Annotated in this window: 21 protein-coding genes and 1 tRNA gene; 19 read left to right on the forward strand and 3 right to left on the reverse strand. The window is 62.0% G+C overall.

Features of this window, described 5'->3' with window-relative positions:
• Positions 1–39: 39 nt before the first annotated feature.
• A complete protein-coding gene (locus tag ABCN07_RS06375) occupies positions 40–573 on the forward strand; it encodes a hypothetical protein (protein WP_343005895.1) in 534 nt (177 codons plus the stop codon).
• 72 nt (positions 574–645) lie between these two features.
• Here the strand turns inward: ABCN07_RS06375 and ABCN07_RS06380 are convergent, their stop codons facing one another.
• Positions 646–1422: a radical SAM protein gene (locus ABCN07_RS06380; protein WP_343005896.1), complete on the reverse strand. Its 777-nt coding sequence runs from the start codon at positions 1420–1422 to the stop codon at positions 646–648.
• 171 nt (positions 1423–1593) lie between these two features.
• Positions 1594–1668, reverse strand: a tRNA-Asn gene (locus ABCN07_RS06385).
• Between the two features lie 228 nt (positions 1669–1896).
• Here ABCN07_RS06385 and ABCN07_RS06390 point away from each other — a divergent pair.
• The 4 genes from ABCN07_RS06390 to ABCN07_RS06405 all read left to right on the forward strand — a co-directional run bounded on the left by ABCN07_RS06390 (position 1897) and on the right by ABCN07_RS06405 (position 5784).
• Positions 1897–3096: an EpsG family protein gene (locus tag ABCN07_RS06390; protein WP_343005897.1), complete on the forward strand. Its 1200-nt coding sequence runs from the start codon at positions 1897–1899 to the stop codon at positions 3094–3096.
• A gap of 100 nt (positions 3097–3196) precedes the next feature.
• Entirely contained in the window at positions 3197–4036 is an 840-nt protein-coding gene (locus ABCN07_RS06395) for an ABC transporter permease (protein WP_343005898.1), read from the forward strand.
• A 30-nt stretch (positions 4037–4066) separates the two neighbouring features.
• Entirely contained in the window at positions 4067–4834 is a 768-nt protein-coding gene (locus ABCN07_RS06400; protein ID WP_343005899.1) for an ABC transporter ATP-binding protein, read from the forward strand.
• Complete coding sequence (locus tag ABCN07_RS06405; protein WP_343005900.1) at positions 4834–5784, forward strand: glycosyltransferase; 951 nt, start codon at positions 4834–4836, stop codon at positions 5782–5784. The genes ABCN07_RS06400 and ABCN07_RS06405 overlap by 1 nt, the downstream gene beginning before the upstream one ends.
• Before the next feature lie 227 nt (positions 5785–6011).
• Here ABCN07_RS06405 and ABCN07_RS06410 read toward each other — a convergent pair whose 3' ends face one another.
• Entirely contained in the window at positions 6012–7856 is a 1845-nt protein-coding gene (locus ABCN07_RS06410; protein ID WP_343005901.1) for a glycosyltransferase, read from the reverse strand.
• Positions 7857–8081: 225 nt separating this feature from the next.
• On the opposite strand from ABCN07_RS06410, the gene pyrR reads away from it, so the two are divergent.
• From pyrR to rpsT, 14 genes are all read left to right on the forward strand, one after another.
• Entirely contained in the window at positions 8082–8672 is a 591-nt protein-coding gene (gene pyrR, locus ABCN07_RS06415; RefSeq protein ID WP_293834512.1) for a bifunctional pyr operon transcriptional regulator/uracil phosphoribosyltransferase PyrR, read from the forward strand.
• Positions 8672–9604, forward strand: coding sequence for an aspartate carbamoyltransferase catalytic subunit (locus tag ABCN07_RS06420; protein WP_320680288.1), 933 nt, complete (start codon positions 8672–8674; stop codon positions 9602–9604). Before pyrR ends, ABCN07_RS06420 begins: the two co-directional genes overlap by 1 nt.
• Positions 9591–10880 carry a dihydroorotase gene (locus ABCN07_RS06425; RefSeq protein WP_343005902.1) on the forward strand — a complete coding sequence of 430 codons (1290 nt, stop codon included), beginning with the start codon at positions 9591–9593 and terminating at the stop codon, positions 10878–10880. Before ABCN07_RS06420 ends, ABCN07_RS06425 begins: the two co-directional genes overlap by 14 nt.
• A gap of 91 nt (positions 10881–10971) precedes the next feature.
• On the forward strand, positions 10972–11766 hold the full coding sequence (locus ABCN07_RS06430; RefSeq protein WP_343005903.1) for a dihydroorotate dehydrogenase electron transfer subunit: 795 nt from the start codon (positions 10972–10974) through the stop codon (positions 11764–11766).
• Positions 11760–12686: a dihydroorotate dehydrogenase gene (locus ABCN07_RS06435; protein WP_343005904.1), complete on the forward strand. Its 927-nt coding sequence runs from the start codon at positions 11760–11762 to the stop codon at positions 12684–12686. Before ABCN07_RS06430 ends, ABCN07_RS06435 begins: the two co-directional genes overlap by 7 nt.
• Positions 12687–12761: 75 nt before the next feature.
• Positions 12762–13490 (forward strand): orotidine-5'-phosphate decarboxylase, encoded by a 729-nt coding sequence (gene pyrF / locus ABCN07_RS06440; protein WP_343005905.1) that lies wholly within the window; start codon positions 12762–12764, stop codon positions 13488–13490.
• Between the two features lie 203 nt (positions 13491–13693).
• Complete coding sequence (mihF, locus tag ABCN07_RS06445) at positions 13694–14002, forward strand: integration host factor, actinobacterial type (RefSeq protein ID WP_293814121.1); 309 nt, start codon at positions 13694–13696, stop codon at positions 14000–14002.
• Positions 14002–14568, forward strand: coding sequence for a guanylate kinase (gene gmk / locus ABCN07_RS06450; protein ID WP_320680295.1), 567 nt, complete (start codon positions 14002–14004; stop codon positions 14566–14568). Before mihF ends, gmk begins: the two co-directional genes overlap by 1 nt.
• Before the next feature lie 12 nt (positions 14569–14580).
• The gene (locus ABCN07_RS06455) at positions 14581–14868 is read left to right on the forward strand and encodes a DNA-directed RNA polymerase subunit omega (RefSeq protein ID WP_293814123.1); all 288 of its coding nucleotides are present in this window, start codon (positions 14581–14583) and stop codon (positions 14866–14868) included.
• Positions 14869–14872: 4 nt separating this feature from the next.
• The gene (thiI, locus tag ABCN07_RS06460; RefSeq protein ID WP_343005906.1) at positions 14873–16162 is read left to right on the forward strand and encodes a tRNA uracil 4-sulfurtransferase ThiI; all 1290 of its coding nucleotides are present in this window, start codon (positions 14873–14875) and stop codon (positions 16160–16162) included.
• 285 nt (positions 16163–16447) lie between these two features.
• Positions 16448–17074, forward strand: coding sequence for a helix-hairpin-helix domain-containing protein (locus ABCN07_RS06465; RefSeq protein WP_343005907.1), 627 nt, complete (start codon positions 16448–16450; stop codon positions 17072–17074).
• Between the two features lie 1666 nt (positions 17075–18740).
• The gene (locus tag ABCN07_RS06470; RefSeq protein WP_343005908.1) at positions 18741–19562 is read left to right on the forward strand and encodes an MBL fold metallo-hydrolase; all 822 of its coding nucleotides are present in this window, start codon (positions 18741–18743) and stop codon (positions 19560–19562) included.
• 114 nt (positions 19563–19676) lie between these two features.
• Positions 19677–20654, forward strand: coding sequence for a DNA polymerase III subunit delta (gene holA, locus ABCN07_RS06475; RefSeq protein ID WP_343005909.1), 978 nt, complete (start codon positions 19677–19679; stop codon positions 20652–20654).
• A gap of 276 nt (positions 20655–20930) precedes the next feature.
• The gene (gene rpsT / locus ABCN07_RS06480) at positions 20931–21194 is read left to right on the forward strand and encodes a 30S ribosomal protein S20 (RefSeq protein WP_293814128.1); all 264 of its coding nucleotides are present in this window, start codon (positions 20931–20933) and stop codon (positions 21192–21194) included.
• The last annotated feature ends 100 nt before the right edge of the window (positions 21195–21294 follow it).

The following is a 21294-nucleotide window of genomic DNA, read 5'->3' on the forward strand; positions in this document are numbered from 1 at the left end:
GGCAAACTTCGATGTTTCGAGTGTCTGTGGGGTGTCGCCATGCGTAAGGATAAGTTCGCTGTTATAGCTGCAATCGTTGGGATCATTTTTGCCATTGGTCTTGTGGGATGCGGCGATTCCGGCGATGCCGAGTCCAAGGCCGCCATTTCCGATGGCGTGACGGACGGGCTCGAGCAGCTCAAGTCCGGCTCTGGAGAAGCCGTGGACCTTGCGAAGGAGACGCTTAACTCCTATGTGGGGAGCCAACTCGAAGACATGGGCATATCCGATGACGAGCTGATCTCCACGTATCTCCAAGATTTTGATTACAAGGTTGGCGACGTGACGATGACGGGGTCCTCGGCGTCGGTGCACGTGACGTTGACCAGCCGTTCGGTCTCTGACATTGTCAAGGACTTCGCCGCGCGTTCGCGTGGGATGAGCGGCTCGGAGGCGGGTGCGGTCCTCATGCAGTGCGTGGAGGATGCCGAGCTCGTGCAGTCCGAGGCGGACGTCTATGTCCAGAAGGCGCCTGACGGCTCGTGGGACACGCTCGACGGGCTCAAGAGTTCCCTCGTAAAGCTCTGCATATAGAAGGTTCGCACCGTCACTCCGGTACGTGAAAAGGGCCACCGACTTCAGCCGGTGGCCCTTGCTTTGCCGCGCCTAATAGCTCACCTGACAGGGGATGCCGAGGGCCTCGACGCGGCGGGCGATGCCGTCGAGCGTCTCTGGAGAGGCCTTCCTGAGGCCCGGAGCCGGCGTCTCCCGCGCGACGGTGTAGATGGTCGCTTCTTGCGGGCGGATGCGGTCGAGCGCCGTCAACCACGGCGTCACATACTCGTCGCCGGTGTTGTCGAGCTTCTTGCCCCCATACTCACCAGCCAGGAACATCGTCTGCACGATGACGTGGCCATTAAAGCTCGCAAAGGTCTCGATCTGGTGCTCGATATCGTAGCTGCCCACGGGCCTGTCGAGAAGCTCGATATAGGCGGGGTCGACCGTGTCGAGCTTGAGGATGTTGTCATCGACGAGCATCAACGCATCATGGACGGCGGGCCTGTCGGCGAAGGTCCCGTTAGAGAGAACCGCGATCTTCGCCATGGGCGCGAGCTCGTTTCTTAGCTTGACTGCGCCTGCGATTGCCTCGGGGAACTCCGGTGCCCCCGTTGGCTCTCCGTTGCCGGCAAACGTGATGACATCCGGCAGCTCGCCCTGGGCAGACATTTCGCGGAGCTTGGCCTCGAGCGCCAGGAGTACCGCAGAGGCGCTATTGTGCCTCCCGTCGCAACGGCGCTCGGAATTAAAGCCATTCTCGCAGTAGAGACAATCGAACGAGCAGATCTTGCCAGAGGCAGGCATCATGTTGACGCCGAGGGAGAGGCCGAGGCGGCGACTCCTGACGGGTCCAAAAACGGGGCTGTCATTCAGAAACGTTGCCATGCGTCGCTCCTCGGGTTGGTTGCGTGGAACCATTATCGCATTGAGGAGGAGGCGAGCGCCCGGATGAGCGGCGTGGGAAGGCTGCCGCGCGAATTCCGTCCAGTGGGGGGTGCGGCGAGGTGCATGTATAACAAAAAAGCCTCGCTGGAATCCAGCGAGGCCATTCAAGTCTGGCTCCTCGAGTAGGACTCGAACCTACAACAACGCGGTTAACAGCCGCGGGCTCTACCATTGAGCTATCGAGGAATTCAGTTGTCAGGAGCGCGTGCTTTGCTCCGTGCGAACGAGGATTAGTATACAGAAGCTGTGGGCGAGTGCAACCATAATTTTTGACAAATTTTGGTGTGCTAGGGTTATTTGTGCCCCCAGAAGTCGTTGACCGTGGCGTTTTCGCGGGTAAACGGCCTATTGGGGTAAATTGAACTTGCAAAAAGTAGTTGCCAGAGATGCCAAGCTGCGAGTCTCGGGGGATTCATGCTCGTCTATTTGCTTACTGCTGCGGTCGCCATGCTGGCGGCGCTATCTGCCGAGGGGCTGCGGGAGGAGAACCCCAAGGTCTCGAACCTTTTGTGGTTCGTCGTGTTCTTGGCCCTCACCATTCCGGCGTCCCTTCGATATGACATAGGCGTCGACTACAGCGCATCGATGGAGTCAGCCGGCTATCTCGGCTATTGGCAGCTGTATCACCTCTACGCCAACCAGCCGCCCGCATCCGGTATGGATCCCGGCTTCTATGCCCTCATCCGCTTCCTCAACCTGTTTACGGACAACCCCCAGTGGATGTTCGCTTTCTTGTCCGCGGCCACGTATGCGCTCCTGATACGAGCCTGCTGCAGGTTGTCACCCGATCCCGTCCTGTCCCTCGCCCTGTTTCTCGTCGCAGGCTTCTACTTCGAGTCTCTCAACATCGCGCGCCAGTGGTTCGCCATTGCGTGTGTGATGAACGGCCTCGAGTGGGTGGGGGAGCGCGACACGAGCGCGCGCCAGGCTTTTGCTCGCTATGCCGTCTGGATCGTCCTGGGAAGCCTCATGCATCTGAGCTGTCTCATGTGGCTTGCCCTTTGGCCGTTGCTCCGCTTCAGAATGACGCCGGAGCGCACGGTGCTTCTTCTCGCAGGTTGCGTCGCGCTTGCCCTCGTGGGGATCTACGTGGCGCGCGTCGTGTTCGCCCAGACGAGGTTCGGCCTCTATCTCGACCCCTCTAGCGACGTCTACGTAGGGCCGCGCCCGCGCGTCAATGCCATGATTACGTTCGGCCTCACGTGGGCATTCCCGTTCGTGGTCGCCTTGCTGGCTCGCGCGAAGGCTGCGGGTTCCGATGGGGCAAGCGGGGCGCCTGGAAGGGGCGACTCTCGAGTTCAGCTTGCCGGCCCCGGTCTCGAGTCTGCGCTTGTCGTGTGCGCGACCCTGGCGTTCGCCCTTTACGTCTCGGCTGCATTTCTCCCATTCATCGTCGACCGCGTCGCGCGCTACTTCGCACCCATGCTCATCCTCCTCATGCCTCATACGATCGTGCGCATCGAGGACAAGCGCCTGCGCTCGGCGGCGATAGCCCTCGTGCTTGTTGCCTGGGCAGCGGCGACGTACGTACAGGTCGTTGTCGGCGGTCAGTATGGGGTCGTGCCCTATGTGTCCGTGTTTGGTGAGCGTGCAGCGGCGGGCCTTCTCTCGTAGGGCTCCCTTGCTATCATTTACTAGTTACGTTGCGCCTTGGTGTTTGCGAGGCGCTGACAAGACGGGCCCGTATGGGCCAAACATCGTCAAGGAGATGGCTTTGTCCCAAGAGCAAACCACTACAGCCACGGCAACCGTTCCGGCATCAGAGGCGTTCGCCAAGTCTGACCGCGCCAAGGAGAAGTTCATCCTCGCGCAGCTCGTCGGCAAGGACTTCAAGCGCAAGTATCGCCGCAGCGTACTCGGAGTCGTGTGGAGCGTCCTCAACCCGCTGCTCATGATGGTCGTCATGTCGCTTGTGTTCTCGTTCTTCCTGCGTTATGACAACATGGAGCACTACCCGCTCTACCTCATCCTCGGCAACGTCATCTGGACGATCTTCGCGGACTCAACCAACCAGGGCGTCACCTCGATCCTCGACGCCGCGCCCCTGCTCAAGAAGGTGCGAATCAACAAGACGGTGTTCCCGGTCGAGCGCGTTCTCTTCTCGCTCGTCAACTTCGCGTTCTCGATGATCGCCGTCTTCATCGTCATGCTGTGGGAGGGCGTGTGGGTCAGCTGGACCATCATCCTGCTCCCGGTGCTTCTCGTTCTGCTCATGGGCTTCTGCGTCGGCATGAGCATGCTGCTCTCCTCGCTTGCGGTCTTCTTCCGTGACGTCATCCACCTGTGGGGTGTCGTCATCCTCGCTTGGAGCTATGTGACGCCGCTGTTCTGGCCCGTCAGCATGATCGCCCAGGTTCCGTATGCGTTCATGCGCGTCATCATGCTCGCGAACCCCATGTATAACTACGTGACGTTCATGCGCATGATCCTTCTCAACGGCCAGCCGCCTGAGCTCATCACCGTCGCCATGTGCGCCATCTGGGCCGTCATTGCGATTGCGCTTGGCTGGGTGGTCTTCCACAAGCTCGAGCGCAAGTTCATCCTCTATATCTAAGTCTCGCACGCGAGAGATTGGCTCATACGTATGGCTTCTAAGACCGACATCACCCCGGGCGAGGATTACGCTATTGAGGTAGACGACGTCACCATGATCTTCAACATGGCGAGCGAGCGCCTTGACAACCTCAAGGAGTACTTCATCAAGCTCGTGAAGCACGAGCTGTTCTTCGAGGAGTTCCACGCCCTCAAGCACATCAGCTTCAAGGTCAAGAAGGGCGAGGTTCTCGGCCTCGTTGGCACCAACGGCTCTGGTAAGTCGACGATGCTCAAGATCATCGCCGGTGTGCTCGAGCCCAGCGAGGGCAAGGTCACCGTTCATGGCAACATCGCCCCGCTCATCGAGCTTGGTGCGGGCTTTGACATCGAGCTCACCGCACGCGAGAACATCTACCTCAACGGGGCACTCCTCGGCTATACCAAGGAGTTCATTGACGCCCACCTCGATGACATCGTCGACTTCGCAGAGCTTCGCGACTTCATGGACATGCCGCTCAAGAACTACTCCAGCGGCATGGTCGCGCGTATCGCGTTCGCAATCGCGACCGTCGTCGAGCCGGATGTCCTCATCGTCGACGAGACCCTCTCCGTCGGCGACGTCTTTTTCCAGGAGAAGTGCGAGAAGCGCATCCGCCAGTTCATCGAGAGCGGCAACGTCACGGTTCTCTTCGTGAGCCATTCCCTCGAGCAGGTCGAGCGACTCTGCACGCGTTGCGTTTGGATCGAGAAGGGCGAGCAGCGCATGATCGGCGACACGGATGAGGTCTGCAAGGCCTACAGGAGGCAGTACAACTAATGGCCTCCGTCTGCGCTAACCCCGGGAACCGCAAGAGCGTCGCCGCCGTCGTTGTGACGTATAACCGCAAGGACCTGCTGCTCGAGTGCCTCGATTGCCTTTGCAAGCAGGACCTTGGCGCACTTGGCGAGCGCTACGGCCTTTCCGTCATCGTCGTTGACAACGCGAGCACGGATGGCACCGAGGAGGCGCTGGCCGCCCTCGCTGAGTCCGGGAAGATCACCTACTTCAACACGGGCGAGAACCTCGGCGGTGCCGGTGGGTTCAACTATGGCATGCGCAAGGCCGTCGAGCTTGGACACGACTACGTCTGGGTCATGGACGACGATTGCATGACCCATCCTGACACCCTGCGTGAGCTCCTCATCGCAGGCGAGGGCCTGAACGGGGAGTACGGCTACCTCACGAGCGTCTGCCTCTGGACCGACGGCACCCCCTGCTCCATGAACCGCCAGAGGCACCCGCTGCATCACACGATCGAGGATTTCACCCCCGAGCTGCAGCCCTGCACGCTCGCGTCCTTCGTCTCGCTGTTTGTGCCTGCGGACGTCATCGCGGAGCTCGGCCTCCCCATCAAGGATTTCTTCATCTGGACTGATGACTGGGAGTTTACGCGTCGCGTGTCGAGGAAGTATCCCTGCTATGTCGTGGGCACGAGCGTGGTCACGCACAAGTGCAAGGTTAACGGAGCTGGCAACGTCGCCATCGACTCCGGCGAGCGCATCGCGCGCTTCCGCCTCGCGTACCGAAACGACATCGTGCTCTATCGCGGCGAGGGCCCTGCCGGCTACGCGTATGTTGCCGCGCGAGACCTCAACCACCTCTGGCGCATCGCAACCGAGGCGAAGGGCCGCAAGCTCGAGCGCGCCAGGGCCGTGCTGGGTGGAACGTTCGAGGGTTTGAGATTCCACCCTGAAATCGAGTACGTGAAGAGGCCGGAGAAGCGCTAGCCTCTCCCTTTGGCTGGTTGCTAGATCGAGCTGGCGGCGTGGAGTCCATCGCCATGTGTCCAGGTGTTCCGGCAGCCTTCGTGTCCCGGTGTTCCAGCGGTCTCGGAGGGTCTGGTCATTTCCCAAATAGATGCGCGCCCCGTCAACAGTCATTGTGACGGGGCGCGCTTTTTTGCACCTGGATGGTCGAAGGACCCCGGGCATCCCTCCGTAGGATGCCGGCGTTCCTACTCTTCCATGCCGAGGTAGTGTCGCCAGAACTCTTGGCTGATCATGGTCGGGAAGGCTGCCTGGTAGTCTGCCGCCACGCGCTCGTGCTCGAGCTGCCAGCGCTGCTTGAGCTCGCGGACGCGCTGCTTGATCTGAGCGTTGCGCGCACGGTCCATGCGACGGACGCAGGCCTTCTCGCCCGTGATGTCGAGGACGACTATGGTCTCGCGAGCAAGGGTGTCGCGGCTGTAGAGGGTGGGTCCGCTGACCATGAGGTGGCCCGGTGCCTTCTTGAGGAGGGCGTCCGGCAGCAGGTGCTTGTCATACGGAATGGTCTTCAAGAGCTTGCCCGCGAGCGTGAGACCATGGTGCTTCTCGAGGGTGACCTCGCGAATATTGCCCTCGGAAAGTATCTCTGGGTCGATTTCGTCGAGAGGCACGAACTTGTCGTTGAGCTTGGCGTTCTCGCGCATGAGGGCGCTACCGTCGGCCTCCATGAGCCACTGCGGGCCGCGCAGGTAGTCTTCCACGCCTTGGAGGAGAAGCTCGGCGGCTCCGTACTCGAGGTCGCGACGGCGAAGCAGAACGTTTCGCCAGACGCGGGCCATGAAGAGCTCGGTGTTGACGTGGCCGTCGCACGCGGCCATGACGAGGAAGTTGCGCACGTACTGATAGCAATCGACGGAGGCGCGTGGACGTCCCTCGAAGCTCTCGTGCCAGACGCAGATGCCGTTCATCGTCATGTACGTTGGGTTGGAACGCAGGCCGTACTCGACGTCGTCGCAGCGCACAAAGACGGGGACGGGCAGTCCCTTCTCGCGGATGTTGGCGACGGGGATGCACGAGAACCACCATGCGCCGTAGGCGTTCTCCACCTCGACGTCGATCCTCTCGTTCTCGACGACCTGGTCGAGGCGGTCGATGAAGAGGTCCGGCTTCACCTTGTGGTAGACCCCGCTGCGCAGGACATGGCTCACGTCCTCGAAGAGCCTCTCGGGCTGCTCGACGGAAAGCATGGCGCCGTTTATGAAGGCGTGGGCGTACTTCTCATTAGCGAGGGCAAGGAGGTTGTAGGTGCGCTTGATGCTCTCGGGGAAGACGTGGACGTCGTCGTCCATGAGGATGACGTGGGTGAACTCGGCGGAGGAGTCCATTGCGGCGATCATGCCGCGGGCAAATCCTCCCGCGCCACCGACGTTGGCGTTGGGGATGACGGTCACGAGGTCATCGGAGAGGGCCTCGGCATCGAGCGTCGAGCCGTTGTCGACCACGAACATGTGGAAGGCGTCGTGGATGGGGCCATCGTCCGAGCGAATGGCGTCGCGCATGAGCTCGATGTTGGGGACGATGTAGTGCTCCTTCTTGAAGGTCGTCGTGGAGAGCGCGATGCGCACCGGGTGGATGCGCTCTTCGTCGACCTCGGCGTAATAGGCGCCGGAGTGGAGGAGGGTCGTGCCGGAGGGGAGAAGCTCGAACGCGACGAGATCCATGCCCGAGCAATCGAACGTGGCGCAGACGCTTGCGACCTTGCCCGCCTCGGGCTCGACGGTGATTCGGTCAAGCTCGACGGTGTTCTCGGAGTCAGCCTTGGCGCCCTCGGGCATGCCCTTGATGATGACCTCACAGGCATCGCCGGAGAGCTCGAGCCTGAGCGTCACGGTGGTAATGTCGCAGTACTTGGCCCACTTCGAGGCGGAGCACGCGTTTAGGAAGGTCATGAAGTCAGCGGGCTCTGCGAGCCTGAGCGCGGCCGTCTCCTCGTCATAGTCGAGGGGGCTCGCGCAGAAGGCGTAGAGCTCGTCGTGCCCCGCGAGGTGCTCCGCGGGCTTGAGAAGGACGTTAGAGAGCTTGTGCTCGATCATGGGCGCTCCTGGTTTCTCAGTCGCTTAGTCGACCGTTTAGCGATTCGGTGAAGGGCGTTTCTCGCCCAGTAGTTAGTAATCAGTAGTATAGTGGTCACAACCTTTAAGACGGTGCGGGACACCGGCAAGGAACAAGCTGGTGAGTTTCCCAGCCTCATGCGAGACCCTTGGATGACGCCCCGTGCCGCAACAGGCATAGGCGTCTTTTTTTGTGAAGGGAGCCACATGGAACAGCAGGGACTGGGACCCAAGGCGACCATCATGGACGCTGCGGCAATGGGCAGAGCCCTTACCCGCATCGCGCATGAGGTCATCGAGAACAATGAGGGGGCGGAGAACCTCGCGATTGTGGGTATCGTCCGCCGCGGTGCCAACATCGCAGATCTCCTCGCGTCTGAGATCGAGTCCATCGAGGGTATCCGCCCGCCGGTGGGCAAGCTCGACATCAGCTTCTATCGAGATGACGTGACCCGTCGCCTCGCACCCGTCATTCACGAAACTCAGATCAACTTTGACGTCGACCACAAGGACATCATCCTCGTCGACGACGTTCTCTTCTCGGGACGTACCGTGCGCTCCGCGCTCGACGCCCTCATGGATCTTGGCAGGCCCAGGACCATTCAGCTCGCCGTCATGGTCGACCGCGGCCATCGCGAGCTTCCCATTCGCGCGGATTACGTCGGCAAGAACGTGCCGAGCTCCCACGAGGAGGACGTCCGCGTCTTCGTCGAGTCGCTTGACGGCCGCGATGCGGTCGAGATTTGGGACATCGAGGCCGAGAAGGCCGCAATCGCCAATAAGGAGGTCGGTGCATAGTGCTTTCCGTTCGCAACCTCATCAATACGACGGACCTCACTGCCGATGACATCACGCAGATCCTCGATACGGCCCGTTCCATGGAGGAGATCAACCACCGCACGATCAAGAAGGTGCCCGCTCTTCGCGGCCGCACGATCGTGAACCTCTTCCTCGAGGCCTCCACCCGTACGCGCTCCTCGTTCGAAATCGCCGAGAAGCGCCTCTCCGCGGACTCCCTGAACGTCCAGGGCTCCAGCTCCTCCGTCTCCAAGGGCGAGTGCCTTGAGGACACCATCAAGACGCTCAACTCCTACGGCATCGACATGTTCGTCTGCCGCGCGCGCAATGCTGGCACCGCCGAGCTCATCACGCACTACACCGACGCTCGCGTCATCAACGCCGGCGACGGCAAGCACGCCCACCCCTCCCAGGCCCTGCTCGACCTCTACACGATGCGCGAGCACTTCGGCAAGCTCGAGGGACTCAAGGTCGCCATCGTCGGCGACCTGCTCCACAGCCGTGTCGTCGGTTCCCTCGCTCCCGCCCTGCGCACCATGGGCGCCAAGGTCACGCTCGTTGGTCCCCCGACGTTCCAGCTTCCCGAGCCCGAGGTCTTCGGTGCCGAGGAGACCTATGACTTCGACTCCGTCATCGAGGACGCCGACGTCGTGTATATGCTCCGCGTTCAGCTCGAGCGTATGGAAGGCGCCACGATCCCCTCGAAGCGCGAGTACAACCGTCTCTGGGGTCTCACTGCCGAGCGCCACGCCCGCATGAAGGAGAACGCCCTCGTCATGCACCCGGGCCCGATGAACCGCGGCATGGAGATCGACTCGATTCCCGCCGATGCCCAGAACTCGTTCGTGACCCGCCAGGTCGCCGCGGGCCTCTACACCCGTATGGCCGAGATGTACCTGCTGCTTGGAGGAGAAGAGAATGCTGCTGATTAAGGGTGCTCACGTCGTCGATCCGCAGGTCGGCCTCGACACCGTTACCGACGTCCTCGTCGAGGGCGCTCGCATCGCCCGCGTGGGCGCGAACATCAAGACCCCCGAGGGCGCCGAGGTCATCGATGGCACGGGCAAGTACCTCGTCCCGGGCCTGACCGATATCCACGTTCACTTCCGTGACCCCGGCTACGAGTACAAGGAGACCATCGAGACGGGCTCCGCTGCCGCTGCCGCCGGTGGCTTCACCGACGTCGCAACCATGCCCAACACCAACCCCGTGACCGACACGGGCGAGGGCGTGCGCTACCAGATCGCCAAGGGCGACGCCGCCGGCCTCGTGCACGTCCGTCCCATCGGTGCCTGCACCCGTGGCGAGAAGGGCGAGGCCCTGGCCGAGATCGGCGATATGGTCGCCGAGGGTGCCTGCATGTTCTCCGATGACGGCCACGGCGTGCAGAGCGCCGGCATGCTCCGCACCGTGATGGACTACGTCCGCCAGTTCGATCGTGCCGTCGCCTGCCACTGCGAGGTCAAGTCCCTGACCGAGCACGGCATGGTCAACGAGGGCCGCGTGAGCACCCGTCTCGGCATCGCTGGCTGGCCTGCCGCCGGCGAGGAGATCGAGATCGCTCGCGACATCGAGCTTTGCCGCCTCACGGGCTGCGCTCTCCACATCTGCCACATCTCCACCGCTCGTGGCGCTGAACTCGTCCGTGCCGCCAAGGCCGAGGGACTGCCCGTCACGGCTGAGGTCTGCCCGCACCACCTCTTCCTCGACGAGGAACTCCTCGACGAGACCTACAACACCAACCTCAAGATGAACCCGCCTCTGCGCACCCCTGCCGACACCGCGGCTCTCCGCGAGGGCATCTGCGACGGTACGCTCGACTGCGTCGTCACGGACCACGCGCCGCACGCCCTCCACGAGAAGGAGTGCGAGTTCGAGATCGCTCCCTTCGGCGTCGTCGGCCTTGAGACGAGCCTTCCGCTCATGCTCACCAACCTTGTCTCCACCGGCAAGATGAGCTGGCAGCGCCTCGTTGAGGTCATGTGCGTGAATCCGCGCAAGGTTGCCCGCCTCGAGGCCGTTAAGGTCGAGGCCGGTTCCCCCGCGGACCTCACCCTTATCGACCCGACCATCGAGCTCGAGGTCACGCCGGAGCTGTTCTGCGGCAAGCAGCACAACTCCGCCTTCATGGGCGCCAAGCTCACCGGTCGCGCGACAGACACCGTCGTTGCCGGCAAGCACGTCCTGAAGAATTGCAAGCTCGCCTAGTTTCATCTCGTGCGCCCCGGGAGGCTTCTCTCGGGGCGCCGTCGCGTATCATTCGGCCGTCTCGTGCGGCCTATTGCCCGAAAGGAGAGACATGGCCTATCCCACTCCGTCGCCGGCTCGCATCCACGACTTCACCGTCGTCTCGAACGAGCCTGTGGCCGAGGGCGTCTATCGCCTCACGATCGAGGCCCCGCGTCTGGCGGCAGCCCTCGAGCCCGGTCAGTTCATGAGCTTCGAGGTCCCCGGCGATACCCGCCAGCTCATCCGCATCCCTCTCTCGTATTCCTCCGCTGATGCCGAGGCCGGCACTGTGACCACGTACTATGCGGTCGTGGGCGATGGCACGCGTAGGCTTTCCGCCATGGGTGCCGGCTCTACCTCGACGGTGCTCGGCCCCGGTGGCCACGGCTGGAAGATGGACAAGGGCGCGAAGAGGGTCCTCGTCGTCGCGGGCGGCATCGGCATCACGCCCGTCATCGCTGCCGCTCGCTTCGCCGCTGACAACGGTGCCGAGGTTGACGCCGTCGTGGGCGCCCTCACTGCCGCCAAGATCTGCGGGACCGACGAGCTCGAGCCGCTGTGCGGTGAGGTCCGCCTCACGACTGACGATGGCACGGCTGGTACGAAGGGGTTCGTGACGGCCGAGGTCGAGCCCATGCTCGCCACGGGTGCGTATGACCTCGTCCTCACTTGCGGACCCGAGCCTATGATGCGCGCCGTCGCGGCTATCGCCGAGGCTGCCGGCGTCAAGTGCGAGGTCTCCGTCGAGCGCATGATGACCTGCGGCTTTGGCGCTTGTAACACGTGCAACGTCGAGACCGTCTACGGCATGGTGGGCGCCTGCATGGCAGGTCCCGTCTTCGACTCGAAGGTGGTGGCATGGTGAGCAACGTCGATATGTCCGTCGATCTCGCCGGCATAAAGCTCAAGAACCCGATCAACACCGCGAGCGGCACCTATGGCTACGGCTGGCAGTTCGAGAGCTTCTATGACGTGAGCCAGCTCGGTGCGATTACCACTAAGGGCTGCGCCGCCGAGGCCTGGCCCGGCAACCCCGCCCCGCGTATGACCGAGGTTACGAGCGGCATGATGAACTCCGTGGGTCTCCAGAACCCCGGCGTCCGCGGCCTCATCGAGGGCTCTGGCGAGTACCTCCAGGAGCTTTCCGACAAGGGCACCGCGGTCATCTGCCAGGTTGCGGGCCACTCCGTCGAGGAGTACATCGCAGCCGTCGAGCTCTTCGAGGAGCTCGCCCCGTTTGCTGCCGGCCTCGAGATTAACATCTCTTGCCCCAACATCGCCGCAGGTGGCTGCTCCATGGGCTCCACGCCCGAGGGCGCCGCGGGAGTCATCCGTGCCGTTCGTCCGCATACGAAGAAGCCTCTTCTCGTCAAGATGGCCCCCGCTCGCGTCGTCGACGTTGCGAAGGCACTCGAGGCCGAGGGTGCGGATGCCCTTACGGTCATCAACTCCATCCCCGGCATGGCCATTGACGTCAACACGCGCAGGAGCAAGCTCAGCCGTCCTACTGGCGGCATGAGCGGCCCCGCTCTTCACCCCATCGCGGTGCGCATGGTGTGGGAGGTTCACAATGCCGTCAGCCTTCCCATCGTGGGCGTTGGTGGCGTCATGACCGGTGCCGATGCCGCCGAGTTCATCCTCGCCGGCGCCACGAGCGTGTCCGTCGGCATGGCTAACCTCGTCGACCCGATGGCGGCTCCTCGCATCCTCGGCGAGCTCACCGAGTGGGCCGAGTCGCAGGGCGTTTCCAGTATCTCCGAGCTTATCGGCGCCTTCGAGGGCTAGTCGGTCTTTGTTTCTTTGGGGCGACCTCTATGGTCGCCCCTTTTTCGATGGGCGACTCGCCCGAAAGGAGGCCTCATGGGCCGCTTTGACGATCTTTCCGCTCGCGACCGCGTGATGGTTGCGCTCGATTGCGGGCCTGAGGAGGCTCGTGCCCTCGCTGACAAGCTCGAGGGCCATGCCACCTGGCTCAAGGTTGGCATCACGCTCATCTATGATGGTGGCCTGCCGCTTGTCAAGGAGCTCCGCGACCGCGGCTTCAAGATCTTCGTCGACTCCAAGTTTCATGACATCCCGCATCAGGTCCGCGGTGCCGTGATGAGCGCTGCCCACTCTGGCGCGGACTTGGTCACGGTTCACGGCTCCGGCTCCGAGAAGATGCTCGTTGCCTGTCACGAGGCCGCCGAGCAGTCCCTTGTCGAGTTTGGCCACAAGCCCTATGTGATCGCCATCACCGTGCTTACCAGCATGGATGCCGAGGAGCTGGCTAAGGTTGGCGTGACGCGCCCGATTCCCGAGCAGGCCGCGGCCCTCGCGAAGCTCGCCGTTGACTCTGGCCTCGACGGCATCGTGTGCTCGCCCATGGAGGCGCGCGAGATGCGCGAGCTCCTTGGCACGGACGCACTTATCGTGACCCCGGGCGTTCGTCCGGCTGGAGCCGCTCTGGGAGACCAGAGCCGCGTCGCGACCCCAGCCGCCGCCATCAATGCCGGCGCGAGCCACATTGTCGTCGGCAGGCCGATTACCCAGGCAGATGATCCGGTCGCCGCCTTCGAGTCCATCGTCGCGGAGATTGAGGCACGCTAAAACCCGCTGAGTCCTGACACTAATCGGCGTATTTGTATCCAAGGTGCCGTTTTTGTGGGGCAGTGAGGTATAAAACGCGGGTAAATGCGTGAAAGTTCTTGCAAAGTGGCTGCTACATTGCCATAGTGTCATACAGCCGATTTGCGGGGCACCCGAAGCCCCTTCGGAACTTGTGTTGAGAAGTACTTACATTTGGAGGAAATATGGCTCTCCCTACGCTTTCCGACGAGCAGCGCGCTCAGAACCTTAAGAAGGCCGCCGAGGCCCGCCACGCTCGCGCCGAGCTCCGCGAGAAGATCAAGAACGGCGAGGTCACCCTCGAGTCTGTCCTGAACTCCGAGGACGAGGCCGCCAAGCGCATGCCCGTCCGCGCTCTCATTGAGTCCCTTCCGGGCTACGGCAAGGCCAAGGCCGCCAAGATCATGGACGAGATCGCTGTCGCTGACAACCGTCGCGTTCAGGGCCTTGGTGCCCGTCAGCGTGAGGCCCTCCTCGAGATTCTCTCCAAGTAGTGTCGCGCACACCTAAGCTGTTCGTAGTTTCCGGACCGTCAGGCGTAGGGAAGGGCACGCTGGTTTCTCTTGTGAGGGAACAGCGCCCGGACCTGGGCCTGACGGTCTCGGCCACAACGAGACAGCCACGTCCAGGTGAGGTCGACGGGGTTTCCTACCACTTCCTCACCAACGATGACTTCGACCGTCGCGTCGAGGCCGGGGAGTTCCTCGAGTGGGCTAACGTCCACGGGAACCGTTATGGCACGCTTGCCTCCGAGGTTGACCGCAACCTGAGCGCCGGTAAGTCCGTCATCCTCGAGATCGACGTTCAGGGCGCACTCAACGTTCGCAAGGTCTTTCCCGATGCCGTCCTCGTCTTCATCGAGCCTCCTTCCATGGAGGTCCTCGAACAGCGTCTCCGCGGTCGCGAGACGGAGAGCGAAGAGTCCCTTCGCCTGCGTCTTGCGGATGCGGCCGGCGAGCTTGAGCTTGCCCCGCGCTATGACGAGCGAATCGTCAACGATGACCTTGAGAGAGCCACTTCGGAGTTGCTCCAAGTGCTCGAATCGCACGAGATGAATTGAGGAAGTTCAGCAATGTCTGTGATCAAGCCTGAAATCGACACCCTGCTCGAGAAGACCGAGCACAACCCGTTCCTGCTTTGCTCCGTCGCGTCGAAGCGCGCTTGCGACATCAACAACATGCTTCGCGGCCAGCACCTTCGCGTCGTTGCCATCCAGGACGTTGACGACATCACCACCATGGTCTCCGGTGAGGACACCACCTCCATCGCCATGAATGAGCTCGCTGACGGTAAGCTCGGTTACGTCCAGGACGACTTCGACGAGGCCATCAAGGACACGAACGTCACGATTGCCGAGTAGCGCCGTGGCTGATCGCGTCTGCCTCGTTCATTATCACGAGATTGGTCTCAAGGGTAAGAATCGTTCTATCTTTGAGCGCCAGCTCATCACCAACCTCAAGCGTGCCCTTAAGGGGCGTTCGGCTCATGTCGAGCGCCTTGCGGGGTACGTTCGCGTGAGCTTCGAAGACGGTGGCATGCCCGAGGACATCCCCGGCATGGTTGCCGCCGTGCCTGGTGTCGCTCGCGTTTCCGTCGCGTGGCGCTGCGCTCGTGACCCTGAGGAGTACAACGCCGCGGCTATCGAGAGCCTTCGTGCCTGCAAGGGCTGTGAGTCTTTCAAGGTTCACGGTCGCCGCTCCAACACCGATTACCCAATCCACAGCATCGACCTCAACCGCCAGGTTGGAGCCGCCCTGTGCGAGGCCTTCCCGGACCTCCGCGTTCAGATGCACCAGCCTGATGTCACGGTGAACGTCCACGTTGTTCAGTCTGACGTTTACGTGTATGCGGACGCCGCCTCACAGCGCGGCGCGGGTGGTCTTCCCGTAGGCACCGCGGGCAAGGTCGTTACGCTGCTCTCGAGCGGCTTCGACTCTCCCGTTGCCACGTGGATGGTCGGCCGTCGCGGCGCTATCTGCGTGCCCGTGCACTTCTCCGGCCGTCCGATGACGAGCGATGAGTCCGAGTGGCTCACGCAGGATATCGTCCGTGCGCTTGAGCCCGCTGGTATCATCGGCCGCCTCTATGTGGTGCCCTTTGGCGAGTGCCAGCGCGAGATATCGCTTAAGGCACCGCAGGCGCTCCGTGTCATCATGTATCGCCGTCTCATGTTTGAGGTCGCGCAACGCGTGGCCGAGCTCGAGGGTGCGAAGGCTCTGGTCACGGGCGAGTCTCTTGGCCAGGTCGCCTCTCAGACCCTCGAGAACATCACTGCCACGAATGACGTCGCCACGATTCCGGTCTTCCGCCCGCTGATTGGCACGGACAAGATCGATATCATCGATCGAGCCCAGAAGATCGGCACGTATGACATCAGCGCGCAGACGGTTCCTGATTGCTGCACGCTCTTCATGCCGCGTCGTCCTGAGACTCATGCGAACCTCCGCATGGTTCGCGAGGCGTGGGAGACCTTTGACCACGAGGCGATGGTCGAGTATCTGATGAAGAACATCGAGTACGTGGACTTCAACACCTGTGCTTCGTATCGTCCTCCGCGTGAGCTGAGGGCGAGGCACCGTGAGCTCGCTCCCGCCGAGTGGCCTGGCGAGACTGAGGGTTCAGCCGCAAAGAGCGAAGAGCCTGTGAACGAGTAGCCTCTTCACATTTGGGGACAAAAAAATTTTTGCTCATTTGAAGCGCCGACACTATGAGTGCCGGCGCTTCTTTTACCTCGTGCTTTCTTGTTTGTTTGACGCGGTTTGGCATGTATTTGCGAAATCCTGTTAGGTCTGCGTTTGATTTGGGTTTGAGCGTGCGGGACTTTCTTGCCCTCGCGGCGCTCTTTGGCCCTAGTTGCCTCCACGATTGAGGGGGGAGGCGATTACATGGCTCAACTCATTCGAAAGAAATCCTGGCGGCCTCATGGCCCCCGGGGGAAGATGAAGCTCGCGTTGGCGGCGGGTTTCGTCGCGGTGGCCTCTCTTGCTCTCTTTGTCGTCGCCGCTCTCGGAGGCTCCCGCGGTGGTGTCGTGATCGAGCGCGAGAACGCGCCATCCACTGCTGCTGCGGTAACTACGGAGACTTCTTCTGCCGCTTCGACGCCCGAGACAGTTGCTGCTTCCATTTTCGTCCACATCGACGGGGCAGTTGTGGCCCCGGGGGTCTATGAGCTAACGGGGTCGCTTCCGCGTGTGAACGACGCCGTCATGGCTGCTGGTGGCCTCGCTGGGGATGCGGATACCACTGCGCTCAACCTTGCGGCCGTGCTTTCGGATGGCGAGAAGATCCACGTCCCGAGGCAAGGGGAGGCGGTGGCGACGGAACAGACTTCGTCAGGGGCTGCTTCGAGGCCTGATGCCGGTCCGTCTTCATCCGGAGTGATAAACATCAATACGGCGACGGCGGAAGAGCTTGACTCGCTTCCCGGCGTCGGTCCCTCCACGGCGGCTGCAATCGTAGAGGACCGCGAACGTAACGGTCCCTTCGCGAGCCCCGAGGACCTTATGCGCGTTAACGGTATAGGCGAGGGGAAGTTCTCCAAGCTCAAGGATCAAATCCGTGTTTAGGCGGCTTTTTGAGGCCCCATCGCGCGAGCAGGCGTTTGCGTGGGGTCGTGACGAGAACGTGCCTTTCTCTGTCGACGAAGCCTCTCGCGTTCGGGGGGATGCTCGGTCGGCGTCGACTTGCCCAGTTGAGGAGGATGGCCTTCCGCCCTATCCGGAACGCCCCTATGTGCCTCTCGTCCTTGTCGCCGCCCTTGCGTTTGCGGGCTCGCAGGCGCTGGTCTTGCAAGGCGTTCTGGGTGTGAGGCTTTTGCCCCTATTCGCGTCGATTGCCTCCCTCCTTGCCGTGATGGGCATTCGGTTTGCTCGGGCATCATGGTCCTTGGCTGCGGGAGCATTGGCGCTTTCGGTCGCGGTCGTCGCTGGTGGCCTTGAGGGTGGCTGGGCGTTTGCTCGTGTGGATGATGCTGCTTCTGCGCTTGAGGGCACGAGCGTAAGTGCATGCGAGTTTGTCGTTCGGTCTGATTGCACAAGAGGCCAGAGCGGGTGGTTATGCCGTGCCGAGGTCGTAGTGGGAGACGGCGGTCGTGCCAAAGTCTGGCTCACGCTTCCCGACAGGGTCGAGTTCGGCTCCACGGTGACTGGCGTCGGGCGCTTCTCGGCAAATGATGACGATGATTGGGGGCGCACGAGCCGGTCCCAGGGGCTATGCGGCAAGGTAAAGATGATTCGAGTCTCGGGGGCGGTGCCCGCGACCGGCGTGGAAGGGGTTCTTGCGTCCCTTCGCTCGTGGGCGCTTCGTGCCATTGATCCGTCTTCTGGCGATGGCCGCGCCCTCATGGCTGGCCTGGTGGCGGGTTCGCGGACGGATCTCAAAGAGCGAGGCCTTGATGACGCGTTCGCGTCCGTTGGGTTATCTCATCTCATCGCGGTGTCTGGCGCTCATCTCGCAGTGATGGCCGGTGGTGTTGAGACCCTGCTGGGCCTTGCGGGTGTGGGCCTCCGTGCGCGGAGTCTCTCTGTGCTTGCGTCGAGTGCCGCCTACGTCGTTTTCTGCGCCTGCCCGTCAAGTGCCGTGCGCGCCTGGGTGATGCTGCTTGCGTCTCGGTGTGGGAGGCTGCTAGGCAGGAGGTCTCATTCCCCGTCCGGTGTCGCTGTCGCATGCCTTGCGATGTGCGCTTTGGACCCCTATTGCTCTTGTGACCTTGGGTTCAGGCTGTCGGTCTCGTCCGTCATCGCACTCGCTTTGTTCGGCTCGTACGCGGATGCCCTTCTCGCTCGCTTTTCCTTGGTGCCGTTTCTTCGTATGGGCGGAATCAGAGTTCCTTATCGACTCGGGAGGCGGGGGAGTGCGCTGCTTCGCTCGCTGCGCTCCGCGATTGCCGTCTCTCTCGTCTGCCAACTGGCGACTGCGGGAACTTGTGCGATGACGTTCGGACGCCTTTCACTCGTCTCGACCCTCGCAAATGTGTTGATCGGGCCTTTGTTCACCCCGCTCGTCTCACTTGGCCTTGTGGGAGCTGCGATTTCATGGCTGCCGTTTCTCGGAAGCCCGGTATTGAGTCTGGATGCGACGCTCTGCGAGATCGTCATTTGGTTCGTTCGAGGTTTGGGAAAACTGCCCCTCGCCTGTATCCCCGTTTGCTTTCCGCCGTGGGCCGAGTGTGTACCCCTGGTTGCCATGGCCTTTGTGCTGGTCGTGTGGCCTCGGCCCTCCCGCCGGGCCCTCTTGGGAACGGTATCGGCTGCGACGGTAGTTGTCGGCACCTATATATTGCTCACCTGCGTGCTTGTGGGCCCTAGCGTCACGATTCTCGATGTCGGCCAGGGGGATGCCATCCTCGTTCGCCAAGGTCCCCATGCGATCCTCGTCGATTGCGGCCTTGAGGGGAGCCTTTCCTCGGCCCTCGCGAGGAATCACGTGTATCACCTTGACGCTGTGGTCATCACGCACCTTCATGACGATCATTACGGAGGTGTCGTCGACCTCGTCGGCCTCATAGGGGTTGATGCGGTATATGTGGGCGAGGGAGCTTCCGGAAACCTGCCGGATGGCCTTGAAGGCTCGGTGCGAGACCTTACGGGGGCTGCTCTTGGCGAGATATCGGAGGGGGATGTCCTGCATCTTGGCTCCTATTCGATGAGGTGCGTTTGGCCCCATGGCCCGACAGACGGATCGGAGAACGAGGACTCCCTTTGTTTCGTCCTCTCTTATGATAGCAACGGCCGCTCGCTAGAGATGCTGCTCACGGGTGACGCCGAGCAAGAGCAGCTGGAGGAGTATCAGAACGACGTTGGCGACATCGATGTCCTAAAGGTTGGGCATCATGGCTCTCGAGTCTCAATATCGCTCGACCTGGCCCAGACTTTGAGGCCCGAGTTTGCGGTGGCAAGCGCGGGGGAGGGCAATTCCTATGGGCATCCAACGCCTGAGTGCATAGAGACCCTCGAGTCTGCGGGCGCTACGTTTCTCTGCACGATCGAGCACGGGGACGTTCGGCTCGAGCCCTCGCCCGATGACGCGCCTCCTCGCGTTGTTTGCCAGAGATGACTTTGACGGGCGGCCGCGCGCTACGTGGCGACATCTCGCGTTGCGTTGGGGATGGGCGAATCGCATCAAGCGGCTACAATCAGATGCGGAATACCAAAACGGTTTGGGGGAGAGATGGCTGAAGGGGCAGCGTTGCTTGCCGCATATCTCGTCGTTGGTGCCGACGAGCTCAAGCGTGACACCGCCGTGCGGAGACTTCGCTCACGCGTGCCGTCCGACATGGCGGATTTCAACCTCGACGAGCTCCAGGGCTCGCAGATTGAAGACCCGATGACCCTCGTGTCTTCGCTTGAGACGATGCCCTTCTGCGCGGACTTCCGCCTCGTCATCGTCCACGAGGCGGATAAACTCGTCAAGGCCGTCTCGGAGGCAGTCGTTAGCTATCTCGCTGACCCCAACCCCTCCTGCGTTCTCTGCCTCGATGCCGAGAAGCTCGCCAAGAACACGCGCCTGTACAAGGCGGTCGCCAAGGTGGGCGCGAAGTCGGTTATCGACTGTTCCCCGCTCAAGCGTTGGGAGCTTCCACCCTATGTCGTCAAGCTCGCCGCCAGTCATGGCATGTCCATGGACAACGCCGCTGCGGAGGAGCTCGTCAATCGCGTCGGCGAGGCGACCGTCGCCCTCGATAACCAAGTTGCGACGCTGACTGAGCTCCTCCGTGCCAGCGGTCGTATCACGCTCGCTGACGTCGAGGCGAATGTCGCGCAGACTGCCGAGGTTAGCCCCTGGGCGTTCGCCGACGCGGCCTGCGAGCGCGACGCTGCTCGCGCCCTGCGCATGTATCGCCTTATGGACAACCCGTCCCTTGTGTTTCTCCACTCCGTTCTCGTTGGGCGCATTCGCGAGCTCATATGTGCGAAATCCCTCGCGGCGCGTGGTGCCGGCTCGTCGCTTGCGGGCGAGCTCGGGCGTGCTCCTTGGCAGGTGAAGAACCACTCACGCTGGGCATCTCGATTCGCTCCTGGCGAGTTGGAGGCTCTCCTCTCCGAGGCAGCTTCGTGCGAGCGGGCCCTCAAAGGCAGCGCGGACTCTGACGCCGCCTTCGAGCGCCTCCTGCTTGCAATGACGACGCCGGGGCTCGCGCTTCGCTGATTCGGGTTGGCTCGGCAGTGCCCGAGTTCGCTCGCCGACTGGGTGGAGAAACCCATCGCTGCGGTTGCAGAGCGGCACGGCATTGCCTCCGGCTGGCATCGCGACGGCTTTCTGGCCACTAATTCTCGTCAGAAACTTGTGATTCCTCGTGTTTCGGCCACAAGTCCTTGTAGTTTTGCTATAGTGGCGAGGTTGACCTTGCCGTGTCCGGCTTGTGGAACCCCACTCCACTTGCCAACAGGGGCCTCACATAGAAGAAATTGAAAGGATCTGCACGTGGCTAACATCAAGTCGCAGAAGAAGCGCATCATCACCGCCGAGAAGGCTCGTATGCGCAACAAGGCCGTCCGCTCTGAGCTCAAGACGGCTGTCAAGCGCGTTCGCGCTGCCGTTGAGGCTAAGGACGCCGAGCTCGCTCAGGCTGAGGCCAACAAGGCTGGTCGTCTGCTCGACAAGGCCGCTTCCAAGGGCATCATCCACAAGAACCAGGCTGCCCAGCGTAAGTCTGGCGTCCAGAAGCTCGTGAACACCATCAAGTAGCTTCTGTTCCATTGATTTGTTGAAGCCCCGTCGGCGTGTGAACTGCCTCCCATTTCTTGGACACAAGAAATGGGAGGCTTTTTATGGCTGGAAACGTTCT

It is taken from the genome of Collinsella sp. 1033st1_E11_1033SCRN_220408, assembly GCF_039062465.1.
Taxonomy (GTDB): domain Bacteria; phylum Actinomycetota; class Coriobacteriia; order Coriobacteriales; family Atopobiaceae; genus Parolsenella.

Coding starts and splice junctions, on each gene's coding strand:
- ABCN07_RS06375 (WP_343005895.1), top strand. CDS start 40: ATGCGTAAGGATAAGTTCGCTGTTATAGCTGCAATCGTTGGGATCATT.
- ABCN07_RS06380 (WP_343005896.1), bottom strand. CDS start 1,422: ATGGCAACGTTTCTGAATGACAGCCCCGTTTTTGGACCCGTCAGGAGT.
- ABCN07_RS06390 (WP_343005897.1), top strand. CDS start 1,897: ATGCTCGTCTATTTGCTTACTGCTGCGGTCGCCATGCTGGCGGCGCTA.
- ABCN07_RS06400 (WP_343005899.1), top strand. CDS start 4,067: ATGGCTTCTAAGACCGACATCACCCCGGGCGAGGATTACGCTATTGAG.
- ABCN07_RS06405 (WP_343005900.1), top strand. CDS start 4,834: ATGGCCTCCGTCTGCGCTAACCCCGGGAACCGCAAGAGCGTCGCCGCC.
- ABCN07_RS06410 (WP_343005901.1), bottom strand. CDS start 7,856: ATGATCGAGCACAAGCTCTCTAACGTCCTTCTCAAGCCCGCGGAGCAC.
- pyrR (WP_293834512.1), top strand. CDS start 8,082: ATGGAACAGCAGGGACTGGGACCCAAGGCGACCATCATGGACGCTGCG.
- ABCN07_RS06425 (WP_343005902.1), top strand. CDS start 9,591: ATGCTGCTGATTAAGGGTGCTCACGTCGTCGATCCGCAGGTCGGCCTC.
- ABCN07_RS06430 (WP_343005903.1), top strand. CDS start 10,972: ATGGCCTATCCCACTCCGTCGCCGGCTCGCATCCACGACTTCACCGTC.
- ABCN07_RS06435 (WP_343005904.1), top strand. CDS start 11,760: ATGGTGAGCAACGTCGATATGTCCGTCGATCTCGCCGGCATAAAGCTC.
- pyrF (WP_343005905.1), top strand. CDS start 12,762: ATGGGCCGCTTTGACGATCTTTCCGCTCGCGACCGCGTGATGGTTGCG.
- mihF (WP_293814121.1), top strand. CDS start 13,694: ATGGCTCTCCCTACGCTTTCCGACGAGCAGCGCGCTCAGAACCTTAAG.
- ABCN07_RS06455 (WP_293814123.1), top strand. CDS start 14,581: ATGTCTGTGATCAAGCCTGAAATCGACACCCTGCTCGAGAAGACCGAG.
- ABCN07_RS06465 (WP_343005907.1), top strand. CDS start 16,448: ATGAAGCTCGCGTTGGCGGCGGGTTTCGTCGCGGTGGCCTCTCTTGCT.
- holA (WP_343005909.1), top strand. CDS start 19,677: ATGGCTGAAGGGGCAGCGTTGCTTGCCGCATATCTCGTCGTTGGTGCC.